At 56.2% G+C, this 18,960-nt stretch carries 14 protein-coding genes; 5 read left to right on the forward strand and 9 right to left on the reverse strand.

Annotated elements, in window-relative coordinates; all coding sequences use genetic code 11:
* Window positions 1-1,986 carry a type VI secretion system tube protein TssD gene (gene tssD / locus FZF21_RS15740; RefSeq protein ID WP_149121249.1) on the forward strand — a complete coding sequence of 662 codons (1,986 nt, stop codon included), beginning with the start codon at window positions 1-3 and terminating at the stop codon, window positions 1,984-1,986.
* The gene (locus tag FZF21_RS15745; protein ID WP_045142488.1) at window positions 1,983-2,666 is read left to right on the forward strand and encodes a DUF2931 family protein; all 684 of its coding nucleotides are present in this window, start codon (window positions 1,983-1,985) and stop codon (window positions 2,664-2,666) included. Before tssD ends, FZF21_RS15745 begins: the two co-directional genes overlap by 4 nt.
* A gap of 46 nt (window positions 2,667-2,712) precedes the next feature.
* Here FZF21_RS15745 and FZF21_RS15750 read toward each other — a convergent pair whose 3' ends face one another.
* On the reverse strand, window positions 2,713-3,693 hold the full coding sequence (locus FZF21_RS15750; RefSeq protein ID WP_017692914.1) for a nickel/cobalt transporter: 981 nt from the start codon (window positions 3,691-3,693) through the stop codon (window positions 2,713-2,715).
* The gene (locus FZF21_RS15755) at window positions 3,684-4,322 is read right to left on the reverse strand and encodes a DUF1007 family protein (RefSeq protein ID WP_017692913.1); all 639 of its coding nucleotides are present in this window, start codon (window positions 4,320-4,322) and stop codon (window positions 3,684-3,686) included. The genes FZF21_RS15750 and FZF21_RS15755 overlap by 10 nt, the downstream gene beginning before the upstream one ends.
* Window positions 4,323-4,447: 125 nt before the next feature.
* On the opposite strand from FZF21_RS15755, the gene csiE reads away from it, so the two are divergent.
* Window positions 4,448-5,725 carry a stationary phase inducible protein CsiE gene (gene csiE, locus FZF21_RS15760; protein ID WP_015572154.1) on the forward strand — a complete coding sequence of 426 codons (1,278 nt, stop codon included), beginning with the start codon at window positions 4,448-4,450 and terminating at the stop codon, window positions 5,723-5,725.
* Here the strand turns inward: csiE and FZF21_RS15765 are convergent, their stop codons facing one another.
* Window positions 5,726-6,865 (reverse strand): 3-phenylpropionate MFS transporter, encoded by a 1,140-nt coding sequence (locus FZF21_RS15765; RefSeq protein WP_017692912.1) that lies wholly within the window; start codon window positions 6,863-6,865, stop codon window positions 5,726-5,728.
* A gap of 172 nt (window positions 6,866-7,037) precedes the next feature.
* On the opposite strand from FZF21_RS15765, the gene FZF21_RS15770 reads away from it, so the two are divergent.
* On the forward strand, window positions 7,038-7,460 hold the full coding sequence (locus FZF21_RS15770) for a DoxX family protein (protein WP_015572152.1): 423 nt from the start codon (window positions 7,038-7,040) through the stop codon (window positions 7,458-7,460).
* Between the two features lie 53 nt (window positions 7,461-7,513).
* Here the strand turns inward: FZF21_RS15770 and glyA are convergent, their stop codons facing one another.
* Window positions 7,514-8,767, reverse strand: a complete 1,254-nt coding sequence (gene glyA / locus FZF21_RS15775) for a serine hydroxymethyltransferase (protein WP_003860678.1) — start codon at window positions 8,765-8,767, stop codon at window positions 7,514-7,516.
* Between the two features lie 304 nt (window positions 8,768-9,071).
* Between glyA and hmpA the strand changes: the two genes are divergently transcribed.
* Entirely contained in the window at window positions 9,072-10,262 is a 1,191-nt protein-coding gene (gene hmpA / locus FZF21_RS15780; RefSeq protein WP_017383546.1) for an NO-inducible flavohemoprotein, read from the forward strand.
* Between the two features lie 80 nt (window positions 10,263-10,342).
* Here hmpA and glnB read toward each other — a convergent pair whose 3' ends face one another.
* The 5 genes from glnB to purL all read right to left on the reverse strand — a co-directional run bounded on the left by glnB (window position 10,343) and on the right by purL (window position 18,698).
* Window positions 10,343-10,681 (reverse strand): nitrogen regulatory protein P-II, encoded by a 339-nt coding sequence (glnB, locus tag FZF21_RS15785; RefSeq protein WP_003860685.1) that lies wholly within the window; start codon window positions 10,679-10,681, stop codon window positions 10,343-10,345.
* Between the two features lie 80 nt (window positions 10,682-10,761).
* Window positions 10,762-12,099, reverse strand: coding sequence for a two-component system response regulator GlrR (gene glrR, locus FZF21_RS15790; RefSeq protein ID WP_015572150.1), 1,338 nt, complete (start codon window positions 12,097-12,099; stop codon window positions 10,762-10,764).
* The gene (gene qseG, locus FZF21_RS15795; protein WP_149121248.1) at window positions 12,096-12,848 is read right to left on the reverse strand and encodes a two-component system QseEF-associated lipoprotein QseG; all 753 of its coding nucleotides are present in this window, start codon (window positions 12,846-12,848) and stop codon (window positions 12,096-12,098) included. The genes glrR and qseG overlap by 4 nt, the downstream gene beginning before the upstream one ends.
* A complete protein-coding gene (qseE, locus tag FZF21_RS15800; RefSeq protein ID WP_003860691.1) occupies window positions 12,845-14,278 on the reverse strand; it encodes a two component system sensor histidine kinase QseE/GlrK in 1,434 nt (477 codons plus the stop codon). Before qseE ends, qseG begins: the two co-directional genes overlap by 4 nt.
* A gap of 532 nt (window positions 14,279-14,810) precedes the next feature.
* Window positions 14,811-18,698, reverse strand: coding sequence for a phosphoribosylformylglycinamidine synthase (gene purL, locus FZF21_RS15805; RefSeq protein ID WP_063946203.1), 3,888 nt, complete (start codon window positions 18,696-18,698; stop codon window positions 14,811-14,813).
* Window positions 18,699-18,960: the final 262 nt, after the last annotated feature.

An 18,960-nucleotide genomic window follows, 5' to 3' on the forward strand; every position in this document is an offset into this window, starting at 1 on the left:
ATGAGCAACCTTATTTATTTAACGCTTGAGGGCAATATTCAGGGAAAGATTTCTGCTGGCTGTGGTTCTCAGGCTTCAGTCGGCAACCGCTATCAGCTGGGGCATGAAGATGAAATCTTTGTTTTCAGCCTGATGCAGGAAGCGGGCGGTACCGGTGGCCGGATTTACCATCGCGGACTACAATTCTGTAAGCTCCTGGATAAAAGCTCTCCGTTAATCAGTAACGCTATTAATTATAATGAACGTCTTAAGCTTACCTTTGATATTTACCGCACTAATCGATACGGTCAAATGGAGAAGTATTATCTTATCGAATTACGTGGTGCATCAATACGGTCCATTCAGCTGCATTCAAAAATGAATGATATAGACTATGAATATATCTCGGTGGATTATGATTATATTCTGAGTCGCCATCTTATTGCCGGTACCGAATTTGATTATCTGCTGACGCCTGAAAATTACAGCCGTCTTTTTCCGGTGGTGCAGAAGACTATCCTCCCCGAAGAGCAGCCTGAACGGAGAGTGACATTGGTGCTGGGGATATTCTTTGATGGCACCGGTAATAACGCGGTAAACACCCGGAACATGCTTGAGGCCCTTACGGCGCAGCACTTTGATATTAACAGCCCGGATGCGGTAACCATTCTCGCCAGAAATGCATCGGAAAAGATGGGGATTAGTGGGATCGGGGCGGGCAGCTATCTGGGGTATTACACGAATATTCACTGGTTGAATGAACTGTATGTAATAACTTTTCCCCCAGAGAGTAGTTACATTCAAAATACTGTTTATGTCGAAGGCATTGGAACTCGAGCTGGAGAACCCGATAATCCGATAGGGCTTGGGTTAGGTACAGCAGAGACTGGTATTATTGCCAAAACTGACGATGCGGTAGCGCAGTTGGCGACAACCATAGATGCAGCGCTTGGTTTACTGAAAGGGAAGTTTATCGTCGACAAACTGCGATTTGATATCTTCGGCTTCAGCCGCGGCGCTGCGGCGGCTCGCCACTTCGCCAACCGTGTCCAGGCGGAAGACCAATCCATTATCAGCGCCATTTCAGCGGGTATGGGTAAAATTAGCTACCGCGGTGCTCCGGCAGGCAGAAACCGTTTTCTCGGCATCATGGACACCGTGGCGGCCGTCGGCACGCTGGCGAACGGTCTCAATCCACACAGCGCCGATACCGGCAATGTCGACATACGCCTGCGTCCCGGCGTGGCGGAAAAAGTATTCCACATCACCGCCCAGCACGAATGCCGCTATAACTTTGCCCTCAACAGCGTTGCTCCCGCCTGGCCGGAACTCATACTTCCCGGCGCTCATTCTGATATCGGCGGCGGCTATCTGCCCCAGCTGCGGGAAGACCTTTTTCTCACCCGTCCACTGGTGGAAACCCTGCCTCACAACCAGCCAGGCGCGCAGTCGCACGCTTACCAGCAAACGATGGCGCAGCTACGCGCGCTGGAGCATTCACCGGCCATCATGCCCGTCATTCGTACCAGTGCCATCACCCCGGACGTATGGGAAGACGATCTTGCCCCGCCGGACCACTACAGCCAGCCGCAGAAACAGACCTTTTCCGCTCTGACGCTGCGCCACCGGACGGTCTTTTTTGACTGGTCGAAAGTGGCGCTGCGGCTCATGGTTGATGCAGCGGTAGAGGCTGGGGCGTTATTTGCTGACGTAGATGGCAACAAAACGCACGGCTTACCTGATGAGCTAAAGCCGTTGTCTGACCGCGCCCGAGAAATGGGAAAAGCGGCCCGTCAGCAAAGAAGCGTAACCGGCTTTACACCTGATGAAGTGGACATAATTGCCCGGAAATATATCCACTGCTCAGCCCACTGGAACGCTGTTGAACTCAAAAAGTCCGGTGAATTACAGGGTGGTGCCTCAGCGTCCGAAACCGTCGGCTTTGTCAACCGGCCGGATGAGAACTGGAGCAGAACGATTTACAACATGGATGGAACCAAACGATGAAAAAACGCAACGTGCTGGCGCTTGCCCTGCTGCTTACGGCTGCAGGCTGCAGCCCACAAAAATCTCACCCTTTACAGTCAAAACAGGCCGCCAGCGGTGACTGGACGCTTCCCTATGACAAGTGGTTTTTTTTATTTATCACACCCAGAGAATTACCGTCTATGGTAAATCACGCCAGAGTCATCGACACGGATGGTTATCTGTATACGTTCAATACTCTTGATCCGACGTCCAGAGATCCTGGCTCTGTTGATAGATGGCCTGAGAATGCACATGGCTTTGGCGGTCAATTTAACAAAGTCAAAGCCCCCCCGCAGTATATTGTCTTCTGCTGGGAATCCTATATTGACCAGCAAACCTACGAAACCAGCGCCGTCTTCGGCCCGGACACCTGGCTGCGAATGAAAACACCTGCCGATCATATCAGTCCCACGGGCAGAACTGTCTGGTACAACAGAATGGTATTTGGCCTCTCCCCCGGAGGAAAAGTCAAAATCTGGTTTTCAGATGTCGCCGGACGCCCCAGCCTGCCCGTCAAACCGCTGAAACTGACGACCCGCTCCGGCAAGGACCTTACCCTGTGCAAAGGCTACGTCGTTCCCGGCGGTACGTTTAACGTCATCCAGTCAACGCAGGATTTCATCAAAGGCAAAACCTACCCCTACGGTAACTGGGATTAACAAGAAGCGACAGACTCGTGGTTATGGGGGATCAGACCGTACGTCGCTAAAACGGCCGCAACCCCCTTCCCACCGGCACCGCACTCATCCACATTGTCACCGCCGCTACCAGCAGAATCACCCCACCCGCCAGTGCCAGCGTCGTCCAGCCAACCTGTCGCCACAATACCGGCGTTTTATTGCCGCTGAGTTTTACCGCCAGCTGACGGAAGCTGTGCACCAGCAGGGCTAACGAAGAGATCGTCAGAGACGTTCCCGCCGCCATCGCCAGCGCCGAGAGCATGCCCCAGCCAAATACGCCTGTCACTTTGCTGAACAACAGCACCATGATTGCGCCCGAGCATGGACGCATCCCCATTGAGAGAACAATCATCAGGCGCGCACGCCAGTCCTCACTGTTCTGTAATTGTTCCTGCGTCGGCAGATGCTGATGCCCGCACCCGCAGTTTTCATGGTGAACGTGATGCGGTGTAAAGGATTTGAATTTTGGTTTTCGCAGCAACGCGCGCAATTTTTTCAGCGCCCGCCAGCAGAGGATCAGCCCCAGCACGCCTACCAGCGCGTAACTCCCCTTCTCCAGCCAGAAGCTGCTCATATGCAGCTGGCGGGCCGGCAGCTGTAGCAGCGAAAGGACGACCACGACCAGCGCAATCGCCACACCGCCCTGAAGTAAAGAAGAAGCCAGCGTCAGGCCGATACTCGATTTCAGCTTCGACGGATGCGTGGCAAGCCAGGTCGTGATGACGATTTTGCCGTGCCCCGGTCCCAGGGCATGCAGCACGCCATAGATAAAGCTGAACGCCAGAAGAGCGCCGCCCGCTTTGGTCGGATTTTCCGCCACGGCTTTCAGCAGACCGCTCATCTGCTGATTAACTTCCCGCTGCCAGAGGATGCTTTTCATCATCACCTGCGGCCATGCCTGCCACAGCCAGAGCGCGCCGCCAACCGCTAACAACAAAAAGAGCGCCAGAGGCCAGAGGTGCAGCCAGCGACGCGGCTTACTGACGGGAGAGGAGATCACTGACATTGTAACGTCACCTCCTGCGCAAACTGTTTACCTAACTCCATGTCTTCGGGGGGCGCATCCTCTTTATCAAGAGAAACGGCAAAGTTCAGCATCTCTTCGCTGGGTTTCGGGGTGTGCACGGCAATTTTGCAGCTTTTTTGCAGCGCGTCCGGCAGCCGTACGTCGCTGTCATTGTCATAGCGCATATCGACATAGTAGGTTGGGTCAAACGTGGAAAACCTGTACTTCTGCCCGGCCAGCGGTTGAGGGTGCGCCAGCGGAAGGATAAAGGTCAGCACCGCCTGATGTCCGTCGCGGGTCATACCGTACACCGTGGGACGGTTGAGAAATTTCACCTTTTGTCCGTTGTGCCAGAACTCGGTGAAGTAGTGCTGACCCAGCACGTTGGCCATCACTTCCGCCGCCAGCTTTTTCCAGATCTCATCGCCGGGCTTTGCGTTTCCGGCATCGTACAGCAGGTCGGCGGAGGTGATTTCATCCATCGTCCAGCGCATTTTCAGGCCGCTGAGCTGCGTGCCGTCCGTCACCAGTTCGGTTTTCAGGCTGATAAAACTGTGAGGATGTGCGCCGGCGGCACAAGTGAAAACCGCCAAAAATAACGCTACCGCGCTTTGTTTAACTATTTGCATCTGTTCCTCACGTCAAAAATTCTGTGATGTTCGCCAGCAATCCTGAGTGAAAGGCCTGCCGGTGCGCTTTTCAGCGCCCATCCTTTAGCTATTCTTATCAAACATTCACACTGGATACCCGACAGATGATGACGACGCTTGAAATTCCATCTGTGCTTTCCAGTTCGCAGCGCCGCTGCCAGGTGCTTTTGATGCTTTACCTGCCCGATGCTGCCATCACCGCACAGAGCATAATCGCTGCCAACGGCGTGGACGACGTCATGGCACGGCAAGATATAGCCGAGACGCGCGATGAAATCCAGCGCTATCATCGGCTTGATATCGTCACGCACCATGATGGCTGCTACCGAATTGAGGGTTCCGCCCTGAATCAACGTTTGTGCCTGCTGCACTGGCTGCGCAGGGCGCTTCGGCTCTGTCCACATTTTGTCGCCCAACAGTTTACCCCTGCCTTAAAAACCGCGCTTAAACAGCACGGCATTGCCCGCCCGCTTTATGACGATGCGAACCTTCGGGCGCTTATCAACTTTTGTGCGCGCAAGCTTCAGCGCCAGTTTGAGTCCCGCGACGTACAGTTTTTACAGCTTTATCTGCAATATTGTCTGATTCAGCATCATCTGGGCAATACGCCAGAGTTTTCGCCCGTTCAGCGCAGCTGGACGCAGTCCCGAGGGGAATACTTTACGGCGCAGGAAATTGTCCGCCACTGGAAACGGCGCGTCCCGCAGGGAACGCACAGCGATGAACAGCTGTTCCTGGCACTGCTGTTTATGATGCTTCGCACACCCGACCCGGTGATGGATAAACACCAGCAGGATCAGCGCCTGCGTCGCGCCATCGTGCGTATGATTGCCCGTTTCCGGGCGCAAACCGGGATGAACTTCAGCGATGAGCAAGGGCTGACCGATCAGCTTTATATTCATCTGGCTCAGGCGCTGGACCGCTCCTTATTTGACATCGGCATCGACAACAGTCTGCCGGAAGAGATCCACCGTTTATACCCCCGGCTGCTGCGCACCACTAAAGAGGCGCTGTTTGAGCTGGAAGCCGAATTTGGTCTGCGATTCTCCGGTGAAGAGATGGCTCTGGTGGCGGTGATTTTTGGTGCCTGGCTGATGCAGGAGACCGACCTGCATGAAAAACAGGTGGTCCTGTTAACGGGGGAAGATAAAGCCTGCGAAGCGTTAATTGAGCAGCAGCTTCGCGAGCTGACGCTGCTGCCGCTCAATATTCGTTATCTTAGCCTGGAGGCGTTTAAGAAGGAGGGCGCCCCCCGCGAGGCGGCGCTGGTCATTACGCCTTATCCAACCGCCTTGCCGCTGTTCTCGCCGCCGCTCATTCATGCCGTTGAGGCCCTGAACACGCAGCAGCAGGAACATATTCGCGTTATGCTCGAATCATAGTTACGAGCGAGCAGCCACCTTTGGGCGGATGACGATGGCAGGTAAAGCGACCAGCGCCATCACCCAGAACACACCGTGCCCCAGGTGCTGATAGAGGAAACCGGCAAATACGGTCATCACCGCAATACTGCCGCCCATCGCCACCGCTGAATAGACCGCCTGAAGACGAATAACGTCCCCACCCTCTCGCGCCGCAATGTAGCGCATCGCCGCCAGATGGCACACGGTGAAGGTTCCGCAGTGCAGAATTTGCGCCACAATCAGCCACGGCAGCTCCGTCGTCCAGCCCATGATGCCCCAGCGCACCACGCCGCAAACGGCGGAAAGCAGCAGCAGGTCACGCGCCCCGAAACGACGGAAAAGTTTTTGGCTCAGCGCGAAGATAATGACCTCCGCCACCACCCCGAGCGACCACAGGTAGCCTACCGCAGAAGCCGAGTAGCCCGCCCCCTGCCAGTAGATGGCGCTGAAGCCGTAATAGGCCGCATGTGCCCCCTGGAGCAGACAGACGCAGGCCAGGAAACGCCAGCTTTGCGCCACCAGCGAGCGCCAGGCGGGCCAGCCGGCGCTCTCCTGATGGCGGCTTTCGCCCTGCGGCATTACCGACGGACGCAGCAACATACCGAGCAGCATCGAGGCGATGCCGAGCGTTAACAGCGCCAGAATGGCACGATAGTCATAGAGGCTGACCAGTTTCCCGACCAGCGCAGAGCCGATCACGAAGGCAATCGATCCCCACAGGCGCACGCGGCCATAGTCCATGATGATCTGCTTTTGCCAGGTGTTCGCCAGGGCATCCGTCAGCGGCACCAGCGGGGAGAAGAACAGATTAAAGCCAACCATTACCACCATCAGCCAGGCAAACTGATGGCTGACCCAGAAGCAGGCCGCAAAGACCAGCGTCAGCAGGGCCAGAATTCGCACCGCTTTAATCAGTAAGGAGGGATCGCTGACGCGGGGCGCAATCAGCAGGCTACCCAGGAAACGTGCCACCAGCCCCGCGCCCAGCAGGATGCCAATGGTCTCAGGCGTCAGACCAATTCCCTTGAGCCAGACGCTCCAGAAAGGCAAAAAAATACCGTAACTAAAGAAATAGGTGAAATAGCTGAGCGCCAGCCAGCGCGTGGAATGCAAGACCATGAATCCCTCCCGAAATGGAGGCGATAGTCTGGCGTTAATCCCTGACTTTAGCAAGTCGTTAGCGCGCTATAAATTAACGATAAATTAACATCATGGACAGCCGGTCGGCGTATGGCGAGAGCGGCAAAATTGTATTACGTTTAAAGAACATCGCCTGAAGAGGTCGTTTGCCATGAACAACTTACGTTATTTCGATTTCGGCTCCTCTCGTTCTTTCCTGCTTTTAATTGCCCGCATTGCTATTGTGGTCCTGTTTATTATTTTCGGTTATCCCAAGCTGACGGGGTTTAGCGGCACCGTTCAGTATATGACGTCGCTCGGCGCCCCCATGCCCATGCTGGCCGCCATTGTTGCGGTGGTGATGGAAGTCCCCGCCGCGATTCTGATTGTGCTGGGCTTTTTCACCCGCCCCCTCGCGGTGATCTTTGTCTTCTATACGCTGGGAACAGCGGTGATTGGTCACCACTACTGGGATATGACGGGCGATGCGGTTCTGCCAAATATGATTAACTTCTACAAAAATGTAAGTATCGCTGGCGGCTTTATTTTGCTGGCGATTACCGGGCCGGGGGCCATCTCCCTCGACCGACGTTAGCCCATAAAAAAAGGCCGCATGAGCGGCCTTTTTCAGTTCTGCGACGCAGAGAATTATGCGTACACCGGGAAGCGTGCGCAGATGTCCAGAACTTTACCTTTAACGCGCTCGATAACCGCGTCGTCATTGATGTTGTCCAGAACGTCACACATCCAGCCCGCCAGCTCTTTCACTTCCGCTTCTTTAAAGCCACGGCGAGTTACGGCCGGAGAACCGATACGGATACCGGAAGTCACGAACGGGCTCTTCGGATCGTTTGGCACGCTGTTTTTGTTGACGGTAATGTTGGCGCGACCGAGGGCTGCGTCAGCTTCTTTACCGGTCAGGTTCTTATCAACCAGGTCCAGCAGGAACAGGTGGTTTTCAGTCCCGCCAGAGACCACTTTGTAGCCACGGTTCAGGAACACTTCCACCATCGCTTTGGCGTTTTTAGCAACCTGCTGCTGATAAACCTTGAACTCTGGCTCCATCGCTTCTTTCAGCGCGACGGCTTTCGCGGCAATAACGTGCATCAGCGGGCCGCCCTGGGCGCTTGGGAACACGGCGGAGTTCAGCTTTTTGTACAGCTCTTCGTCACCGCCTTTCGCCAGGATCAGACCACCGCGTGGACCCGCCAGGGTTTTGTGGGTAGTGGTGGTCACAACGTGCGCATGTGGAACCGGGTTCGGGTAAACGCCTGCCGCAATCAGACCGGCAACGTGCGCCATGTCGACGAACAGGTACGCACCGATGCTGTCAGCGATTTCACGCATTTTTGCCCAGTCAACGATGCCGGAGTAAGCAGAGAAGCCACCGATGATCATCTTCGGCTTGTGCTCTTTGGCCTGCTTCGCCATGTCTTCATAGTCAATTTTACCGGACTCATCAATACCGTAAGGGATGATGTTGTACAGTTTGCCAGAGAAGTTAACCGGGGAGCCGTGAGTCAGGTGGCCGCCCTGCGCCAGGTTCATACCCAGAACGGTATCGCCCGGCTGCAACAGCGCGGTGTAAACAGCGAAGTTAGCCTGAGAGCCAGAGTGCGGCTGGACGTTCGCGTAGTCAGCGCCAAAGAGTTCTTTCGCACGGTCAATCGCCAGCTGCTCAACGATATCAACGTATTCGCAACCGCCGTAGTAGCGCTTGCCCGGATAACCTTCAGCATATTTGTTGGTCAGCTGAGAACCCTGCGCCTGCATTACGCGCGGGCTGGTGTAGTTTTCGGAGGCGATCAGTTCGATGTGCTCTTCCTGACGTACTTTTTCCTGCTCCATAGCCTGCCACAGTTCGGCATCATAATCGGCAATGTTCATTTCACGCTTTAACATCCGCATCTCCTGACTCAGCTAACAAGTAAATTTTTGGCCTGAAAAGGCAGTCCTGTTGGACGACGGGCAACAGTATAACTGAATAGTTCTGCGATAACAGGTCTTGACAAACGATTTTACGCAAACGTTTACCTCCACGCCACGCAAGGGTTTGAGCAATAAAGCTCTCGCCATTTTCAACGGATTTCTTTTCAGCTTTGTGATGCATATTTTTCACGATGCAAAGAACCATTTACATTGCAGGGGTATTTTTATAAGATGCATCTAAAATACATCATTAAAGTAACATCAGAAGGAAGCTGCTATGCTCGACGCCCAAACCATCGCTACCGTGAAAGCCACAATCCCCCTGCTGGTTGAAACGGGTCCTAAACTGACCGCCCATTTCTACGATCGCATGTTCGCGCATAACCCGGAGCTCAAAGAGATTTTCAACATGAGCAACCAGCGTAACGGCGATCAGCGCGAAGCGCTGTTTAACGCTATTGCCGCCTATGCCAGCAACATCGAAAACCTGCCGGCTCTGCTGCCTGCGGTGGAAAAAATCGCCCAGAAGCACACCAGCTTCCAGATCAAACCTGAGCAGTACAACATCGTCGGCAGTCACCTGCTGGCAACACTGGACGAAATGTTCAGCCCGGGCCAGGAAGTGCTGGATGCCTGGGGTAAGGCCTATGGCGTGCTGGCAAACGTATTCATCAACCGTGAAGCGCAGATCTACAGCGAAAACGCCAGCAAGAATGGCGGCTGGGAAGGCACGCGCGCCTTCCGCATCGTCGAGAAAACCCCGCGCAGCGCACTGATCACCAGTTTTGAGTTTGAGCCAGTGGACGGTCAGCCGGTTGCCGATTACCAGCCGGGCCAGTATCTGGGCGTCTGGCTGAAGCCTGAAGGCTTCCCGCACCAGGAGATTCGCCAGTACTCCCTGACCCGCAAGCCAGACGGCAAAGGCTATCGCATTGCGGTTAAACGTGAGGAAGGCGGTCAGGTATCCAACTGGCTGCATAACGAAGCCAGCGTGGGCGACGTGGTCCATCTGGCGGCACCGGCGGGCGATTTCTTTATGGCCGTTGAAACGAATACCCCGGTGACGCTGATCTCCGCAGGCGTAGGTCAGACGCCAATGCTGGCGATGCTGGATACGCTGGCGAAAGCAAACCACAGCGCGCAGGTTAACTGGTTCCACGCGGCGGAGAACGGTGATGTGCACGCCTTTGCGGATGAAGTCAAAGCGCTTGGAGCGACCCTGCCGCGTTTCACCGCGCATACCTGGTATCGCCTGCCGACGGAGGCAGACCGCGCAGCGGCTCGTTTCGACAGCGAAGGCCTGATGAATTTAGGGCAGCATGAAGGGGCGTTCAGCGCACCGGGGATGCAGTTCTACGTTTGTGGGCCAGTAGCGTTTATGCAGTATGCCGCGAAGCAGCTGGTAGACCTGGGCGTGAATAAAGACAACATTCATTACGAATGTTTCGGCCCGCATAAAGTGCTGTAATCGCCCGGCGGCGCTGCGCTTGCACGGGCCTACGAAGGGTTTTTTAGGCCGGGTACGCGCAGCGCCACCCGGCAAGAATGTTAAATCGCCGCGTCGTCTTCTTCGCCGGTACGGATACGGATCACGCGCGCCACGTCAAAGACGAAGATTTTCCCGTCGCCAATTTTACCGGTCTGCGCCGTGCGGATGATGGTATCCACACAGGTATCGACGATATCATCGCTCACCACGATCTCGATTTTCACTTTCGGCAGAAAGTCCACCATGTACTCTGCGCCACGGTATAGCTCGGTGTGGCCCTTCTGACGACCAAAACCTTTCACTTCAGTTACGGTCATCCCGGTGATGCCTACTTCTGCCAGCGCTTCACGTACATCATCCAGTTTGAAAGGTTTAATAATCGCATCAATCTTTTTCATGGTGGGTCCTTAAACTCTTGCCAGTAAGCAGCCTCGTAATCGGTTGCTCACAGTATCATATTCAGGCGAATTTTGCGGTATTACTCTTTAAAATCGTTCGCTTCCAGCTCGTGGCGTGAGAGCAATTTATAAAACTCGGTACGGTTACGCCCGGCCATGCGCGCCGCGTGGGTCACGTTGCCTTTGGTGATTTGCAGCAGCTTACGCAGATAGTTCAGCTCGAACTGGTTTCGCGCTTCCGCAAACGTCGGTAAGGCCGTGTTTTCCCCCTCGAGCGCCTGCTCCACCAGCGCATCGCTGATCACCGGCGATGACGTCAGCGCCACGCACTGCTCAATCACGTTCACCAGCTGGCGTACGTTGCCCGGCCAGCTTGCGGTCATCAGGCGTTTCATCGCATCGGTGGAGAACGCGCGCACAAATGGTTTGTGGCGGTCAGCGGCCTGGCGCAAAAGGTGATTTGCCAGCAGCGGGATATCTTCCGCACGCTCGGCCAGCGCCGGGATTTTAAGGTTGACGACATTCAGTCGATAGTAAAGATCTTCACGGAACTCGTTGCGCGCCATCACCTTGGGTAAATCGCGATGGGTAGCGGAAATAATACGCACGTTGATATCGATATCGCGGTTGCTGCCAAGCGGACGCACTTTTCGCTCCTGCAACACGCGCAGCAGTTTGACCTGCAACGGCGCGGGCATATCGCCAATTTCATCAAGAAACAGCGTGCCCCCCTCAGCCGCCTGGAACAGCCCTTCACGGCTGCTCACCGCGCCGGTAAAGGCGCCGCGGGCATGGCCGAAGAGCTCAGACTCAAGCAGCTGTTCCGGCAGCGCGCCACAGTTGATGGCAATAAAGGCATTTTTACTGCGCGGGCTGGCGTTGTGGATCGCCTGGGCCAGGATCTCTTTCCCGGTCCCGCTCTGGCCGTTGATCAGCACGCTAACGTCGGATTGCGCCACCATCCGCGCCTGTTCCAGCAGGCGCAGCATCACAGGGCTACGCGTCACGATGGATTCACGCCAGGCGTCGTCGCCGGATGGCGCCGCATGCTCAAGGGCGCTGTCGATTGCTTTATAGAGGGCGTCTTTATCCACTGGTTTGGTGAGGAAGCTGAATACCCCCTGCTGCGTTGCGGCCACCGCATCAGGAATAGATCCGTGAGCGGTGAGGATAATCACCGGCATCCCGGGCTGCTGCTTCTGGATCTCCGTGAACAGTTGCAGGCCATCCATTTCATCCATGCGCAAATCACTGATCACCAGATCGATTTTCTCGCGGCTGAGCACTTTCAGCCCCTCCTGCCCGCTTTCAGCGGTGACCACGCTGTAGCCTTCGCTGACCAGACGCATTCCCAGCAGCTTTAACAGCCCGGGATCGTCATCCACCAGTAACAGATGGGCAGGTTTACGGCTTGTCATGGCTTCACATCCTCTTGTTTCGGCGTCTCACTGTCTGGCGTCGTGGCAGAGTTGCCTTTCGACCCATCGGGCAGATAGCTGCCTGCCGGCTTACGCGTCGAGAGCTGTCTTTCGATATCGGTCAGATTTTCGAGCTTGCGGGTGGTGGTTTCCAGCTGCTCGCGCAGCGACTCCTGCTGCTGGCGAAGCGCATCAAGCTCGCTGTCGCTCGACTGCTGCAATTTGCTGTAGCGGAAACGCTCTTCAGACAGTTGTAATTGCAGGGTTTGTCCATCCCGCCAGAGCTGATAGACCGGGCGCACCTGCGGGGGAATATTGATCACGTAAGTATCCAGCCGCGTCACGTTGGCGCGGCGTTCGACAGGCGTGATTCTGGCATCCGCCATCACGATCCCACGTTTAAACGCGTCCTGCCAGGTATCGTCCACCAGCATCGCCGCCTGGGCACGGGCCTCGGCGGGCGCCAGCCGCTGGGCGCAGTCTATTCCGCGCAGCCAGAACAGCGGATTGGATTCAACATCACGCCCCGACAGGTTCCAGATATCATCGCAACGTGTTGAAAGGAAATCGGCCAGCTGTTTTTGCGGCCATTTATCTTCCTGTTTGTGGCTAATTGCACTTTTCGGCGCATGGGTTACACAGCCGGCCAGCAGTAAGCAGGGCAGGTTCAGGCGCACATTTTTGCTGGAAAACACCGCGCGCAGTGCGCGGTAAAAGACGTGTGACATACTCACCAGGTTGTTATTCATTTCATTGATTTTTCCGGCTCAAGAGGCAGTTCGATACGAAAACAGACATCGGCGCGTTCATCACTCACGATGTTAAGCTCACCCTGCATGCGTCGTATGCAGTCGCGGGCAATACTCAGCCCCAGACCACTTCCTTTTACCGCACCTTTTCGCTGATGACTCCCCTGGAAGAAGGGCTCAAAGATCATCGTTTTTTCATCATCCGGAATCGGGCTTCCCGTATTCGCTACGTCAATAAATACCCGCGAACCGTTGTTATTGCTTCTGATATAAATGGTACCGGATTCAGTACCATAGTGCACCGCATTGGAATAAAGATTATCCAGTACGCTCATTAACAGCATCGGCTCTGCCAGGCAGGAAGGCGCATTGAGATCCACCTGGGTATGCATCATTTTAGCTCTTGCTGGCAGGCTATGGGCGGAGATCACCATGTCCACCAGCGGTTCAATCTCAACGCTTTCAAGCACCACAGCACCATCCGCCAGCTTGCGGTTATAGTCCAGCAGTTGTTCAATAAGTTTTTGTAAATTGCGGCTACTGGCATCCAGAATCGCCACGATCTCTTTTTGCTCAGGGGTTAACGGCCCCGCTACTTCGTCTGCCAGCAGCTCCGTGCCTTCACGCATACTGGCCAGCGGTGTTTTGAGTTCGTGTGAGATATGGCGCAGGAACTGATGACGCTGCGATTCCAGCCACGCCAGGCGTTCAGAAAGCCAGATGATACGCTGACCGACCGAGCGCAGCTCGCGCGGGCCTTTAAAAACAACCGTATCCCCGAGAGATTTGCCCTCCCCCAGGCGGTTAATCATCCGCTGGATCCCCTTTACGGGGCCGATAATCATGCGGGTAAAGAGCAGTACCAGCCCAAGGCTGACGAGGAACAGCACCAGCGCCTGCCAGCCGAAGAACTGGCCGCGCTCGGCAATCTCCTGCTGGAGTTGCTGGCCACGGGAAAAGATAACCGTACGGGTGGACTGCACCATCTCCGTATTGGCGTTCGCGAAGGCTTCAAGTCGGGCGGCGGCGGCGGCATCAGGACCGCTGTTTTTGCACTGGAGCTGCGCCAGATCGTTCAGATCCTGACGCAGCGCCTGATAGAGTTTGTCATCCGGCAAGACCCCGGCATGGGCATCCAGCATTTCGCTGTAGCGTTTACGCTGGTTCTGATAGACCCTCTCCAGCGTGCGGTCGTCCAGCACGCAGTACTGGCGATAGCTACGCTCCATCTCCAGCGCGGCGTTGGTCATTGCCTCGCTACGGCGGGCATCAATAAGCGTGGTGCGGTTAGTCAGGGCCGCCTGGGCACTTAACGCATTCAGGCTTTGCCATGCCTGCCACGCCAGAACCAGCAAAGGTAGCAGGATCAGCAGGAAGGCCATCATAACGAGCTGTCGCAGGGAGCGAGGGAAAGCGGGCCAGCGTTTCAACACATTACTCTCATCATCCGGGTTTGAGGAGAGCGTAACTGAGTCTGCCCTTCAGATACAACAAAACCGGGTAAAAACCCGGCTTTGTCATGGAATAAGGCGGTGCCTAACTCGACGTTTCGCCCTGGCCTGATAAAGCATCGCAATAATCAGTAGTTGGACGGCAGGCACCTTTTTGTGCGTCATTCGAAGTTTATGTAGCACGTCCCGAAGGGGCTGACATAAGAAGGTGAATGAGCCACTGGTTACTATTATGCAACGCGCGTGCCAGATTGCAAAAATTGATACTATCCTTATGATTAATAATCGTTTTATTATTAAAATGCATTGATTGTCAGGTGAATGATTTCCAGGCTAAGTGTCGCTATTAAGCAACACCTTAACGGGAACCCGTCCTGACATATATAAATCAATAAGTTAAATGTCTCTTATTGGAGACACTCAACCCAGAGGATTGTCGCGATTTTGCGACAGGTACAAAAAAGCCCGGTGGCGCTCGCGCTTACCGGGCCTACAGTCAGGGCGTTGAAACTTAACCCAGTTGTTTACGCGCGTTGCGGAAAATGCGCATCCACGGGCTGTCCTCGCCCCAGTTTTCCGGGTGCCAGGAGTTGCTCACGGTACGGAAGACACGTTCCGGGTGCGGCATCATGATCGTCACCCGACCGCTTTCGCTGGTGACGGCGGTAATGCCATTTGCCGAACCGTTCGGGTTAGCCGGATAGGTTTCGGTGACCTTGCCGAAGTTATCAACAAAGCGCAGCGCTACAAGTCCTTTGCTTTCAAGCTGAGCCAGGTGCGCCGCATCACGCACTTCAACCTGACCTTCACCGTGCGAAACCGCGATTGGCATCTGTGAACCGACCATTCCCTGCAACAGCAGAGACGGGCTTTGGGTCACTTCTACCAGGCTGAAGCGCGCTTCGAAGCGGTCAGACTGGTTACGCACAAAGCGCGGCCAGGCTTCGCTGCCCGGGATCAGCTCGCGCAGGTTAGACATCATCTGACAGCCGTTACACACGCCCAGCGCCAGCGTCTGCGGACGATGGAAGAAGGTTTCGAACTCGTCACGCACGCGGCTGTTGAACAGAATAGACTTCGCCCAGCCTTCGCCCGCGCCCAGCACGTCACCGTAGGAGAACCCCCCGCAGGCGACCAGCGCCTGGAAATCATCGAGCCCGGTACGCCCGGTCAGCAGGTCGCTCATGTGGACGTCGATGGCGTCAAAGCCCGCCCGGTGGAAGGCCGCCGCCATCTCAACGTGGGAGTTAACGCCCTGCTCGCGCAGCACGGCTACTTTCGGACGCGCACCGGTCGCAATGTACGGCGCGGCAATATCTTCGTTAATGTCGAAGCTGAGCTTCACGTTCAGGCCAGGATCGTTGTCGTTCGCCTTCGCGTTGTGTTCCTGATCGGCGCATTCCGGATTGTCACGCAGGCGCTGCATCTGCCAGGTGGTTTCCGCCCACCACATACGCAGCGTGGTGCGGCTTTCGCTGAACACCGCGTGGCCGTCGGCTTCAATCACGAAGCGGTCGCCCTGCACCGCTTTACCGAGATAGTGTACGCAGTCTGCCAGACCGTGCTGCGCCAGAATCGCTTCCACCGCGTCGCGATCTGCGGCGCGTACCTGAATGACCGCGCCAAGCTCTTCGTTAAACAGCGCCGCCAGGCGGTCTTCGCCAAGCGTTGCAATGTTTGCTTCAACGCCGCAGTGACCGGTGAAGGCCATCTCTGCCAGCGTCACCAGCAGGCCACCATCGGAACGGTCGTGGTAGGCCAGCAGCTTACGCTGCGCCACCAGCGCCTGAATTGCGTCGTAGAAGCCTTTCAGCTGAGCGACGTCGCGCACGTCGGCTGGCTTATCGCCGAGCTGGCGATAAACCTGCGCCAGCGCGGTGGCGCCCAGTGCGTTATGGCCTTTGCCGAGGTCAATCAACAGCAGGGCGTTATCTTCAGTGGAAAGCTGCGGCGTAACGGTATGACGCACGTCTTCCACGCGCGCAAACGCGGTGATCACCAGCGACAGCGGAGAGGTCATCTCGCGCTGCTCGTTACCTTCCTGCCAGCGGGTTTTCATCGACATGGAGTCTTTACCCACCGGAATGGTCAGGCCGAGCGCAGGACACAGCTCTTCACCCACCGCTTTCACCGCTTCGTACAGGCCGGCATCTTCGCCCGGGTGACCGGCAGCGGCCATCCAGTTCGCGGAAAGTTTGATGCGTTTGATATCGCCAATCTGCGTCGCGGCGATGTTGGTCAGCGCTTCACCGACCGCCAGACGGGCAGAAGCGGCGAAGTCCAGCAGCGCCACTGGCGTGCGTTCGCCCAGCGCCATCGCTTCGCCGTAGTAGCTGTCGAGGCTCGCGGTGGTCACGGCGCAGTTAGCGACCGGGATCTGCCACGGGCCGACCATCTGATCGCGCGATACCATACCGGTCACGGTACGGTCGCCGATGGTGACCAGGAAGGTTTTCTCTGCCACGGCAGGCAGGTGCAGCACGCGGTTAACCGCTTCTGCCACGGTGATGCCCTGGCGATCCAGCGCTTTGCCCGCCGCTTTGCGAGTCTGCACGTCGCGGGTCATCTTCGGCGTTTTGCCGAGCAGCACGTCCAGCGGCAGATCGATCGGCTGGTTGTCAAAATGGGTGTCGCTTAAGGAAAGGTGCTGCTCTTCGGTCGCTTCACCGATGACGGCATACGGCGCGCGCTCGCGGCGGCACAGCTCGTCAAACAGCGGCAGCTGATCGGCGGCAACCGCCAGCACGTAGCGCTCCTGGGATTCGTTACACCAGATCTCCAGCGGGCTCATGCCCGGCTCATCGCTCAGGATATCGCGCAGGTTGAAGCGTCCGCCGCGACCGCCGTCGCTCACCAGCTCAGGCATAGCGTTGGACAGGCCGCCCGCACCCACGTCGTGGATGAACAGAATCGGGTTGGCATCGCCCAGCTGCCAGCAGCGGTCGATCACTTCCTGACAACGGCGCTCCATTTCCGGGTTGTCGCGCTGCACGGATGCGAAGTCGAGATCCGCATCAGACTGGCCGGAAGCCATAGACGAGGCTGCCCCGCCGCCCAGACCGATGTTCATTGCCGGGCCGCCGAGCACGATCAGCTTCGCGCCGACGACGATCTCGCCTTTCTGCACATGATCGGCGCGAATGTTGCCGATCCCGCCCGCCAGCATGATCGGTTTGTGGTAGCCGCGCAGCTCTTCGCCGTTGTGGCTGTCCACTTTCTCTTCGTAGGTACGGAAGTAACCGTTCAGCGCCGGACGACCAAATTCGTTGTTGAACGCCGCGCCGCCCAGCGGGCCTTCGGTCATGATATCCAGCGCGGTGACAATGCGCTCTGGCTTGCCGAAGTCTTCTTCCCACGGCTGCTCAAAGCCCGGAATACGCAGGTTGGAAACGGAGAAACCGACCAGACCCGCTTTTGGTTTCGCGCCGCGACCGGTCGCACCTTCGTCACGGATTTCACCGCCGGAGCCGGTCGCTGCACCCGGCCACGGGGAGATCGCCGTCGGGTGGTTGTGGGTTTCCACTTTCATCAGGATATGCGCAGGCTCCTGGTGGAAGTCATAGCGCCCCGCTTCGCGGTCGGCGAAGAAGCGGCCCACCTCGGAACCTTCCATCACCGCGGCGTTGTCTTTATAGGCAGACAGCACGTGGTCAGGGGTTTGCTCCATGGTGTTTTTGATCATTTTGAACAGCGACTTCGGCTGCTGTTCGCCGTCGATAATCCAGTCGGCGTTGAAAATCTTGTGGCGGCAGTGCTCGGAGTTGGCCTGCGCGAACATATACAGTTCGATGTCGTTCGGGTTGCGATTCAGCTTAACGAATGCATCCTGAAGGTAGTCGATTTCATCTTCTGCGAGCGCCAGACCAAGACGCAGGTTTGCGTCGATCAGCGCCTGACGCCCCTGCCCCAGCAGATCCACGCTCTGTACCGGCGCAGGCTGATGGTGGGAGAACAGTTTCTGCGCATCATCCAGAGAATCAAACACGCTCTCCATCATGCGGTCGTGCAGCTCTGCGGCAACCACCTGCCACTGCGCGTCGCTCAGGGTTGACGCTTCCACATAGTACGCCACACCGCGCTCCAGACGGTTAATCTGGCTCAGGCCGCAGTTGTGAGCGATGTCGGTGGCTTTGGAAGACCAGGGGGAGATGGTGCCAGGGCGTGGCGTGGCGAGGATTAATTTGCCGGTCGGCGTATGGCTGCTCAGGCTTGGGCCATATTTAAGCAGGCGTTCCAGCTGTACGCGCTCCTCTGCATTCAGGGGGGCGTTCAGGTCAGCAAAATGGACATACTCAGCGTAAATATTGCTTACCGGAAGGTCGGCCGCCTGAAAACGTGCCAGCAGTTTGTTAATACGGAAGGCAGACAGTGCAGGCGAACCACGCAGAATTTCCATCATAAGTCTCTCGTCTTCGAAGCGCCGGGGCGCTTACAGTGTGCGCAAGGGGGGAAAACGGGCGTCATTATAGAGAATCCTGAGCGCCGACGAAACCGTTTGCGTCGAAATAAAATCATCCTTTATGTTTAACAATAGATGTGACCTGTCTCTCTAATTGGTTGCCAACTGGCGCTACTTTGCGCAAAATGCCGCTCAATCAATGGCAAACTCTACTCTTAACATGACTACAGCACACTGAGGCAACCGGCGTCGCAGAGAATTA

The organism is Enterobacter sp. LU1 (assembly GCF_008271405.2).
In the GTDB taxonomy this organism is placed as follows: Bacteria; Pseudomonadota; Gammaproteobacteria; order Enterobacterales; family Enterobacteriaceae; genus Enterobacter; species Enterobacter hormaechei_C.

Coding starts and splice junctions, on each gene's coding strand:
- glyA (WP_003860678.1), bottom strand. CDS start 8,767: ATGTTAAAGCGTGAAATGAACATTGCCGATTATGATGCCGAACTGTGG.
- qseG (WP_149121248.1), bottom strand. CDS start 12,848: ATGAATAACAACCTGGTGAGTATGTCACACGTCTTTTACCGCGCACTG.
- FZF21_RS15745 (WP_045142488.1), top strand. CDS start 1,983: ATGAAAAAACGCAACGTGCTGGCGCTTGCCCTGCTGCTTACGGCTGCA.
- FZF21_RS15765 (WP_017692912.1), bottom strand. CDS start 6,865: ATGGTCTTGCATTCCACGCGCTGGCTGGCGCTCAGCTATTTCACCTAT.
- tssD (WP_149121249.1), top strand. CDS start 1: ATGAGCAACCTTATTTATTTAACGCTTGAGGGCAATATTCAGGGAAAG.
- glrR (WP_015572150.1), bottom strand. CDS start 12,099: ATGACAAGCCGTAAACCTGCCCATCTGTTACTGGTGGATGACGATCCC.
- FZF21_RS15770 (WP_015572152.1), top strand. CDS start 7,038: ATGAACAACTTACGTTATTTCGATTTCGGCTCCTCTCGTTCTTTCCTG.
- hmpA (WP_017383546.1), top strand. CDS start 9,072: ATGCTCGACGCCCAAACCATCGCTACCGTGAAAGCCACAATCCCCCTG.
- csiE (WP_015572154.1), top strand. CDS start 4,448: ATGATGACGACGCTTGAAATTCCATCTGTGCTTTCCAGTTCGCAGCGC.
- glnB (WP_003860685.1), bottom strand. CDS start 10,681: ATGAAAAAGATTGATGCGATTATTAAACCTTTCAAACTGGATGATGTA.
- purL (WP_063946203.1), bottom strand. CDS start 18,698: ATGATGGAAATTCTGCGTGGTTCGCCTGCACTGTCTGCCTTCCGTATT.
- FZF21_RS15755 (WP_017692913.1), bottom strand. CDS start 4,322: ATGCAAATAGTTAAACAAAGCGCGGTAGCGTTATTTTTGGCGGTTTTC.
- FZF21_RS15750 (WP_017692914.1), bottom strand. CDS start 3,693: ATGTCAGTGATCTCCTCTCCCGTCAGTAAGCCGCGTCGCTGGCTGCAC.